This is a genomic window from Paenibacillus mesotrionivorans (assembly GCF_046098205.1).
Lineage (GTDB): Bacteria > Bacillota > Bacilli > Paenibacillales > NBRC-103111 > Paenibacillus_AR > Paenibacillus_AR mesotrionivorans.
Genome location: NZ_JBJURJ010000001.1, coordinates 535,640 through 544,644, shown reverse-complemented (window position 1 = coordinate 544,644; position 9,005 = coordinate 535,640). Strand labels below are relative to the sequence as shown.

Sequence of the window (9,005 nt, the reverse complement as noted above, 5' to 3'; positions counted from 1 at the left end):
GACGAGGTAGATAGGTTCGGGGTGGAAGTGTGGCAACACATGGAGCTGACGAATACTAATCGGTCGAGGGCTTAACCAAAATGCCCCACAAAGTGAAGCAAAGGCTTCGTAGAGTACGCAGGTACTTTGCGGGGACCCCGGGAAACCGGGAACTTCACAAGGGCGGTAAGATATATGATTTAAGAGGTTTCGGTGACCTTGTTTCGCATCCGGTTTTCAGGGAGTAAGTTGGAGACGAATCTGACGAGTGCAGATTCCGGTTCGACGAAACGGTACTTGGTCGTATCGTTCCTGAAACTACATACAGACGTTTGGTGATGATGGCGGAGGGGAACCACGCGTTCCCATCTCGAACACGACCGTTAAGCCCTCCAGCGCCGATGGTACTTGGACCGCAGGGTCCTGGAAGAGTAGGACGTCGCCAAGCACGAAAAAGTCTCTTTGCACAGGCAAAGAGGCTTTTTTGTATGTTGACGACCATGGCAGTGTCTGAGCCTTCATCGAAGGATATTCAGAGGAGCAGTCCCGGGGAGGCTCAGACGCCGACCACCCGCGCGAAGCAGGCGCCTGCGGCGGCGGGTGTCGGTGCGGAAGGACGTCGCCAAGCACGAAAAATTCTCTTTGCAAAAGCAAAGAGGCTTTTTTGTATGTTGACGTTTGGAAACAGAGTCCGAACCTCCTATCGAAGCAAATTTAGAGAAGTAGGCACGGCCCAAGCGGAAGCGTTGAGGTATCCGTGGCAGAGTCCGCGGCATCTGAGCTAACGGACCGGAGAGACGCTATTTGGCCAAAAATAAGCTTTTTTGAAATCTAACGGACCCCAGAGCATCTATTTACCCGAAATGGAGCAGAAGATGCATCGGTTGAAAGAAATAAGTGCTGCTGGGTCCGTTAGAATTTCAAATCGGAGCCTAACAGGCAAATAAGGTCGCTCCAGTCCGTTAGGATCACTAACCAGGCCGGGAGTTAGTCTGGAATGCTAAACAATCGTTAATTTTTGGTGGCGCTGGTGCTAAGGGTAGAGGTCAAGATATACGGCGAGTGAGCGGGTGCATTAATTATTGTACCCCATGCTTGCGGAAATCGGAGGGTGTGCGGCCGATGTGTTTGCGGAAGACCTTGGTGAAGTAAAGCGGGTCCTGGAAGCCCGCGGCAGCCGCTACGTCTGCGATGGGCAGGTCTGTGTGAGACAGGAGCCGGGAGGCTTTTTCGAGCCGGTAGAGGAGCAGGAATTGGTATGGCGTCTGGTGCAGCTCTTCGGCGAATAACTTGGCGAAATAGCTCCGCTCCAGCCCCACATGCTTGGCCAGCGAGGAGACGGTCAAGCCAGGCATGGCATAATGGGCTTGAATGTAAGCAAGGGCTTTGTCCAAATACCAGCTTCTGCTCAGATTGGTGCTGGTACAGGCAGGCATTTGGCCGATAAGGGAGTTTTCCACCATGGAGGCCAAAAGCCGGTACAGGATGCCAACGGCATGGAGCTGGGAGGCGGGAGACGGGGCAGCCCCATACTCCATCAGCTCCGTGATATAGGCCTCCAGCCAATCCGGTTCGGCATGCTGGTAGATCGGATTACCCGGGGTCAGCCCCGCCAACTCCATGTAGTGAGAGAGCCCCTCTCCCGCGAAGGCAACCCAGCTGTATGCCCAGGGGTCATCTGGATCCGCCTGATACGCACCGGGAATACCGGGGAAGAGCAAAAAGCTGTTCCCGGCTCCAAGCTGATAGCTTCTGCCCCCGCAATGGTAGGTTCCCTTGCCGCTGTGGATATAATGCAGCAAATAATGGTCCCGCATGGACGGGCCCCAGCTATGTCCCGGCGGACATGGCATTTGCCCGCAATAATGAACGGCGGTTCCTTTTGCTGGCAGGACCCGTAAGCTATGCTCCATTCTCGCACCCTCCTTTTGCACACAAATGTACGTGGTATTCCACACAAAAAAATATAACTCTTCCCCTGCGGTGTAATCTATGATGGAGACATTAAACGTCTACAGGATGGTGCTGCAAAATGATATGCTGCCAAACGGATCCTTACCTCATACAGCTAATAGGCGAACGTGCAGAATTTGAAATCAGCCTGGATACCGAACGTATAGGCGAGGGGCTGGAACAGGTTCATTTACATATCCGGCGGGAGGAGGCAGGAATACCTCCGCAGCTTCAACTGGTCTGGACTCATCCTGTCCGGGATATCGCCGGCTACTGGCATCCGGGTGCAGGGAGAAATAGAGGCCTGCAGGTGGATTGGGGAGAAGGGAATCCTTCGCGGGGAACCTCCTCTGCGCCAGTTGGGTGTTTGTTCAGCGGGTCCGGACATAATCGGCTGACCTTCGCCTGGTCTGACGCACTGAATCCGGTCAGATTTCTGGCCGGGGTTCACGAAGAGACGGCTGAGCTTCATTGTTCGGTCACTCTTTTTCAGGAGGCGGCTTATCCCATAACCGATTACCGGGCCAGTCTGCTTCTGGATACGCGGAATATGGAATACACCGACAGCCTCCGTTATGTGCAGGAATGGTGGCAGCGGCAAACAGGCTATTCCCCTGCAGCTGTACCCGCCGCGGCCAAACTCCCCATGTATTCCACCTGGTACAGCTTCCACCAGCAGGTAAGTCCGGAGGAGATTGAGGAGCAGTGCCGTTTGGCCAAGGAGCTGGGCTTTGGCGCTGTGATTGTAGATGACGGCTGGCAGACGGAGGATGGGGCCCGGGGATATGCCTACTGCGGCGATTGGGAAGCCAGCAGTGCCAAAATGCCGGATATGGCCGCTCATGTAAAACGGGTGCAGGGTATGGGGATGAGCTATCTGCTGTGGTATTCCGTCCCCTTCATCGGCTACCGGAGTAAAGCCTGGCAGCGCCTGCAAGACAAACTCCTGTACCGTATGGACAATATGGGTGCAGGGGTTCTGGATCCCCGCTACCCTGAAGTGAGGGAGTACCTCACCAGCATCTATGAAAAGGCGGTTGCGGAGTGGGGACTGGACGGGCTGAAGCTGGACTTTGTGGACAACTTCCGGCTGCCTCAAGGAGAACATCCGGCAAATGGAGAAATGACCGCGCCCTCCAGCCTGCCCGAAGGCTGGGATACCGCCTCCATCCAAGAGGGAGCCCACCGCCTCCTATCGGGTGTAACCGGACGGCTGCAAAAGCAAAAGCCCGGTATTCTCATTGAATTCCGGCAGCCGTATATGGGGCCCTTAATGCGGAAATACGGCAATATCCTCCGGGCTGCAGACTGCCCTAATGACGCGGTGGAAAACCGCATCCGGATCCTGGACCTGCGACTTCTCGCAGGCGGCACGGCAGTTCATTCCGATATGCTCATGTGGCATCCGGAGGAAACGGCAGAGCAGGCAGCGCTGCAAATCATCAACGTGCTGTTTGCGGTTCCGCAGCTGTCGGTGCGCCTGGACCTCTTGCCGGAGCGGCATATGGCCATGGTCCGGTATTGGATGGGCTTTTGGCTCATGCACCGGGATATTCTGTTGGAGGGACGGCTGCACCCGCGGCATCCTGAGCTGTTGTATCCGGTGGTAGAAGCCCTCCTCCAGACCAAACGGCTAACCGTGGTGTACCAGGCGGATGCAATCGCGGTAGAGACTCCCGCAGATACCGGTAATGAATCGTCTACTCACCGGAAAACCACCATCCAGGAATGGATCTTAGTCAACGGCACCTCCCAAAACCGGCTGGTCGTGGAGCTGCATCAGGAGTGGACCTCCATACAAATGGAAATAACCGATTGTACGGGAGTAGTGGCCCAACAGAAGATCGATAGTCTTTCACCAGGTCTCCATTCTCTTCCCGTACCCGCTTCCGGTACAGTCCGCATCCAAATGCAGCCCGCCCATGAGAGCTAATCAGCTCTGCCCCTCAGTCCCGTTTCACTGACCTAAAATGGGCCGTCCCACCATCAGCCTAATTCCGGCAGGGGACAACGATTTCTACACAGGTGCCGATTCCCGGGCCGCTGGCAATACGGACTCCAAAGGACTCCCCATAATGGAGGCGAACCCGGGAATCCACATTGCGGATGCCGTAGCCGATCCGCGGCCCCTCCGGGTCAAGAATGCGGGGGATGGTGCCCGGGGACATGCCGATTCCGTTGTCAATGACCTTAAACACCACCTCATGGCCCCGCCTCACTACCACAAGCCGGATGCCCAGGCTGCTGCCGAACCAGGCATGCTCCAGGGCATTTTCGATCATAGGCTGGAGAATCAGCTTCACTGTGGAGCAGAACAGCGCATTTGGATCAATGTCGTAATACACCTGAAGGCGGGTCCCGTGTTTGATGCATTGAATCGCCACATACGCCTTGGCATGCTCCACCTCCTTGGCTACAGTGGTCACAATTTCTCCCCTGTTGAGGGAGAGCCGATAAAACTTGGCCAGCTCCTGCACCAGCAGCTGGAGCTTCTCCATATCCCCGAATTGGGCCAGCCTGCTGATGGAGGAGAGGGTATTATACAAGAAGTGGGGGTTAATCTGGGCCTGCAGGGATTCCAGCTCCGCTTCCTTCTTCTGGAGGTCGGCCATATAGTTTTGCTGGATCAGCTCCTCGATGTTCATCCCCATCTTGTTGAAGGCGGCGGCAATCTGGGCGAATTCGTCATTGCCCCGGAAAGTGATCCGCCGTCCCAAATCCCCGTCCCGGAAAGCGTTTAGCGATGTGATAATTCGCCGGATCCGCCTGGTCAAATATCCGGAGACTGCCATCCCTAAAAGTGTCATCGCCGCCACACTCACCACACAAACCATTACGGTCATACTCCGGACACGGCGGGCGCTTTCGTCGAAGAGGCTCTCCGGGATGGAGGCCTCCAGCCGCCAGCCTAGCCCGTCCAAAGGCTCCGTCAGCAGCAGCCGCTTCGTATCTGCCAAGCTGCCCTCCGGCCCGGCATCATCCGGCGCGGACTCCATCATAACCCTGCCGCCGGCATCCCGGACAGTCAATGTGCTGGACCCTCCGATATTCCGGTAATCCACCGCTTGCAGCAGATCCTTCAACTGCACAGTCACCCGCAGGACCCCAATATGCTTCATCTGCTGGATATCGTCAAACCGTTGGAGGAGGGAAATATTCGCGTACGGCTCATCATTCTGTACCTGCCGCCACTGGTGGTTTTCCGCGAACTCGCCGGAGAGTGCCAAGGTTTTATACCAGCCCTCCTCCTCAATCCGGCTCAAGTGAAAGATTTCATACCTTTTTTTACCCAACAGAGGGTTTACCTCCGTATCCGAATAATACAGCTCCGGCAGGGTATCGTTCTTGAGATAGACCGAGAGGCCAATGTTGAAGGATGTGTAATTCAACAGATTTTCCAGTGTAGGCATCATGGTTTTGGTCATGGTTTCGTAGCTGTACCAGCCCTGCTCATACCGCCGGAGGGCGCTGTGAAGCGACTGGTTAAAATATAGCATATCCGTAATCCGTTCCAGGTCTGACGTGTGGTAGTGGATATTGTCCCGGATCTGACGGAGGGTTCCCTGGAGGTTGTCCCGGGTTTTGTCCCGCATGGTCTGGACGGAGTTGGTATAGGCGAACAATCCTACAGTCAGTACGGAGATCAGGAGAAGGAGGAGATAGGAGAGCACCAGCTTGTAGCTGAAGGGCCAGTCGCGGACAGGCTTCATATTACAGCTGCCTCCTGAAATCACCCGGGCTAAAGCCGAAATAATCCTTGAACTGTCTGCTGAAATGGGACAGATTCTTATATCCCACCCGGTGGGCTGCCTCGTATACCTTCAGCTTCGGATCCATCAGCAGCAGCTTGACCCGTTCCAGCCGTCTGGCGGTGACATAGTCCGAGAAGTAGGTGCCTGTTTCCTCATAGAATATCTGCCCGAAATGATTGGGGGAAAAGGCAAAATGGTTGGCCGCATCCCGCAGCATCAGCCCGCCCTCCAGGTTATTTTCAACATAAGCTTCAATTTCCTCCACCAGCCGCCGCTTTTTGCCCTGGCGCTTGCGGTGGAGCAGCTCGGATAGCTCAAACATACGGCGGCGCAGCCAGGATTTCATGTCCGCCAGCGTTTCGAAATGATAGAGGATATTGAGATTGCGCATCTCCAGCCCCAGCATGCCGTAGAAATCCTCATTCAGGGTATGCAGGTAGGTATCCAGCCGGGAGACGATATGCAGGAACAACTGGTAAACAGCCAGCTTCGTATCCATGGCCCCTGCCAGTACGAACAGCTCCTCGATGCAGTCGTCCACCTTCAGCAGCTCATAGGCGGACATGGCGGTGCACAGAGACTCCAGAATATGATCCAGATTGCGGACATTGTCGGACATGACTCCCTTGCCGTCCGTGTGGCGGATCAGCCTTCCTTTGCCGAGAAACAGCTTTCTGGACAATGCCTCCTTGGCCCCGGCGCAGCTCATATGCAGAAGGGACAGATGGGAGACCATAGGCCCGATGCCGATGGTGGCCGTCACCGGTGTGGCATTCCCGATCCGGCGGATCAGCCTTTCCAGGCGCTCCTCCGTATACCCCTCTTCCAGAATGAGGGCGTGGCGGAAGGAGTCCAGCCTGCAGGATTCGATTGTCTCCTCCCGGCAGAAGCCGTCCACCTCTAACATCAGCTTTGCTTTTACATCCAGCTTCACGGACTCCTCAAACCCGTTCAGCTTCCAACTAAGATCATCAGGCTCCAGCACCGCGGCCACAAAGCGGGAGGAGTGCCAGGAGATGCCGATGCTCTCCAGCAGCGACAGCACCTGATCCTCTCCGGCGGTTCCCTCCAGCAGGTTTAAGAGCAGCTCCTGGCGCAGATGGGATTGGGATTCGGAGAAGTATGCTTCCAGATGGGAGCGCTTCCTTTCCTCGTCCAGCTCGCTTTTTACATCGGCCAGGGCTTTATGCAGTTCCGCATTATCCACGGGCTTCAGGACATACCCGAAGGCATTCAGCGAAATGGCCTGCCGGGCATAATGAAAATCCTCATACCCGCTGACAAAAATGACCTTCAGCAGCGGCTGTTTCTCCAGGGCTCTGCGGGCCAGCTCCATGCCCGACATGATGGGCATCTTGATATCCGACACCATAATATCCACCGTGTGGCTGTCCAGCATCTCCAACGCTTCGAAGCCGCTGGCGGCGGAGGCGCAAACCTCCATATCCAGACTGCTCCAATCCATAAAACGGGCCAAACCCTCCAAATCCAACAGCTCATCGTCTACCAGGAGCACCTTGTACATGATCGAAACCTCCGGGCGTCAGGGATGGGAACATTCACAGGAATAGACAAAGGGAGTATACATGGTCACCAGTATACCCCACCTTGTCGCAGGAAGCTTTATTATTTTTTCATTTTGGCCAGGTTGCTTTGCCACCGTTCGGTCTGGAATTTAAGCAGCTTGTCGTAACCTGCGCGTTTGGCATCCTCTTCCGCTTTCTTCAAGAGGCTTTCCACTTCCGCATCGCTTTTGGCGTAGAGGGCCTTGGCATATACCTCGGTGTAAATATCGTTGACGATGGTGGCGATGCTGCCTTCCGCCGAATCGGGGAGAGGGTCCAGATTAACGAATTCGGTAAAGTCCTTGGAGGTTTTCCAGGTCACCTTATTCTGGGCCTGGGTGGTCCAGTTTTGCTTTTCCGGCGGAAGCAGGGTATCCATTTTGGATTTGGTCTTGTCGATGAAGGTGGTATTGCCTACCCAGTTAAAGGAGCCCAGCTTTTCCTTGCTCTTCTCAGCCTGGGTAGCGGTCAGAAACTTTTCGTTTTGGACCGGTGCGCCATCGGCGTCGGTTTTATCCCAATACAGTCCCGGAGGTCCAAAGTTGGTGACCCGCTGCCCTTCATCGCTGGTCACCCAGTCCATATAGGAGAAGACAGCGTCGGGGTCCTTGGCTTTTTTGGTGATAAGAAGCACGTTCCATCCCAGAGAATTGAAGCTGCTGGGAGTAATTTTCTTGGCGTCCAAGCCTGCCTTGTGAATAGGCCAAATCACATCGTAGCCGGCTTCCTTATCCTGCTGCTGCAGGGCGGTAGTGGCGCTTCCTCCGGGGTTCACCACATCTCCGTCCACATAAACGGCCACACGTCCGGTTTTCAGCTTTTCGCCAAGCTGGTCGCTGGTTTGGGTGAAGAGGTCCTGGGTAATCAGCTTTTCCCGGAAGAGCAGGCTGGCGAACTTCATATTCTCCATAAAGACGCTTTCGGTAAAAATGGATTTCAGCTCATTGCCGGCAGGCGCCGCTTTTTTGAGATAGGGCTTGTTTTCGGCAAAGCCGCTGTACATAATATCGATTCCCGCCCCTTTGGGCCCAACCTCTAGGGGAACCACGTTGGGATACTTTTCCTTTACCTGCTTCAGATAAGCGTAAAGATCATCGAAGGTTTCCAGCTTGGGGGAACCCAGCTCCTTGTAAATTTTGCGGTTAATGATCCAGCCGCTGTTGCCGTTGGGGGAGGAGGTGTACCAGTTGGGAATCTGGTAGAGCTTGCCGTCATCGGCCCGCAGCATATTCAGAGTGGCGGCACCTACGTTTTTCTTGATATTGGGGTACTTCTCCAGGTATTCATCCAGCGGGACAAGCATTCCGGCCTGCCGCAGACGCTCCACACTGTTGCCTCTGTCCGTCATCACAACATCAGGCAGACTGCCCGAAGCAATCATGGTGCTGAACTTGGTTTCGGCGGCTCCGCTGGATTGGATGGGGGTCACATTGACCTTCAAATTCTCCACGATCCACTTGGAGGTGGAATCGTTGCCCCACGGGTCCATGGTAAACCAGTCATAGTTGCCGTAAAAGCTGAAGGTGACCGGCTTAACCAGGGCGTTGTCGGTTGCTGCAGCAGGTGCGGATGCAGCTGAAGTGGCTGCTGCTGATGGTGCTGCGGCCGGACTGGCAGAAGGTGAAGGTGCGCTGCTGTCTGTGCTGCTGCAGCCGATTGCGGTCAGCATACTGGCTCCCAGCAAGGCGGCCGTCAGGGAAATGCGGTTGGCAAGCTTCATGAAGATACCCCTCTCATGTATATTCGTATGGGTGGG

Annotated in this window: 5 protein-coding genes and 1 rRNA gene; 2 read left to right on the top strand and 4 right to left on the bottom strand. The window is 55.2% G+C overall.

The genetic code is table 11. The features are described 5' to 3' along the window. Window positions 1-310: 310 nt before the first annotated feature. Window positions 311-427 (top strand): 5S ribosomal RNA (rrf, locus tag ACI1P1_RS02545). Window positions 428-1,058: 631 nt separating this feature from the next. On the opposite strand, the gene ACI1P1_RS02540 is transcribed toward rrf, so the two are convergent. Continuing rightward, window positions 1,059-1,892 carry an AraC family transcriptional regulator gene (locus ACI1P1_RS02540; protein ID WP_416214766.1) on the bottom strand — a complete coding sequence of 278 codons (834 nt, stop codon included), beginning with the start codon at window positions 1,890-1,892 and terminating at the stop codon, window positions 1,059-1,061. 119 nt (window positions 1,893-2,011) lie between these two features. On the opposite strand from ACI1P1_RS02540, the gene ACI1P1_RS02535 reads away from it, so the two are divergent. Then, entirely contained in the window at window positions 2,012-3,865 is a 1,854-nt protein-coding gene (locus ACI1P1_RS02535) for a glycoside hydrolase family 36 protein (RefSeq protein ID WP_416214765.1), read from the top strand. 58 nt (window positions 3,866-3,923) lie between these two features. Here the strand turns inward: ACI1P1_RS02535 and ACI1P1_RS02530 are convergent, their stop codons facing one another. The 3 genes from ACI1P1_RS02530 to ACI1P1_RS02520 all read right to left on the bottom strand — a co-directional run bounded on the left by ACI1P1_RS02530 (window position 3,924) and on the right by ACI1P1_RS02520 (window position 8,969). After that, window positions 3,924-5,642 carry a sensor histidine kinase gene (locus tag ACI1P1_RS02530; protein ID WP_416214764.1) on the bottom strand — a complete coding sequence of 573 codons (1,719 nt, stop codon included), beginning with the start codon at window positions 5,640-5,642 and terminating at the stop codon, window positions 3,924-3,926. 1 nt (window position 5,643) lies between these two features. Then, complete coding sequence (locus ACI1P1_RS02525) at window positions 5,644-7,209, bottom strand: response regulator transcription factor (RefSeq protein ID WP_416214763.1); 1,566 nt, start codon at window positions 7,207-7,209, stop codon at window positions 5,644-5,646. A gap of 101 nt (window positions 7,210-7,310) precedes the next feature. Next, entirely contained in the window at window positions 7,311-8,969 is a 1,659-nt protein-coding gene (locus ACI1P1_RS02520; protein ID WP_416214762.1) for an extracellular solute-binding protein, read from the bottom strand. Window positions 8,970-9,005 lie beyond the last annotated feature (36 nt).

What these genes read in the sequence shown, in the direction of transcription:
- ACI1P1_RS02535 (WP_416214765.1), top strand. Translation starts at nt 2,012, where the DNA reads ATGATATGCTGCCAAACGGATCCTTACCTCATACAGCTAATAGGCGAA.
- ACI1P1_RS02540 (WP_416214766.1), bottom strand. Translation starts at nt 1,892, where the DNA reads ATGGAGCATAGCTTACGGGTCCTGCCAGCAAAAGGAACCGCCGTTCAT.
- ACI1P1_RS02525 (WP_416214763.1), bottom strand. Translation starts at nt 7,209, where the DNA reads ATGTACAAGGTGCTCCTGGTAGACGATGAGCTGTTGGATTTGGAGGGT.
- ACI1P1_RS02530 (WP_416214764.1), bottom strand. Translation starts at nt 5,642, where the DNA reads ATGAAGCCTGTCCGCGACTGGCCCTTCAGCTACAAGCTGGTGCTCTCC.
- ACI1P1_RS02520 (WP_416214762.1), bottom strand. Translation starts at nt 8,969, where the DNA reads ATGAAGCTTGCCAACCGCATTTCCCTGACGGCCGCCTTGCTGGGAGCC.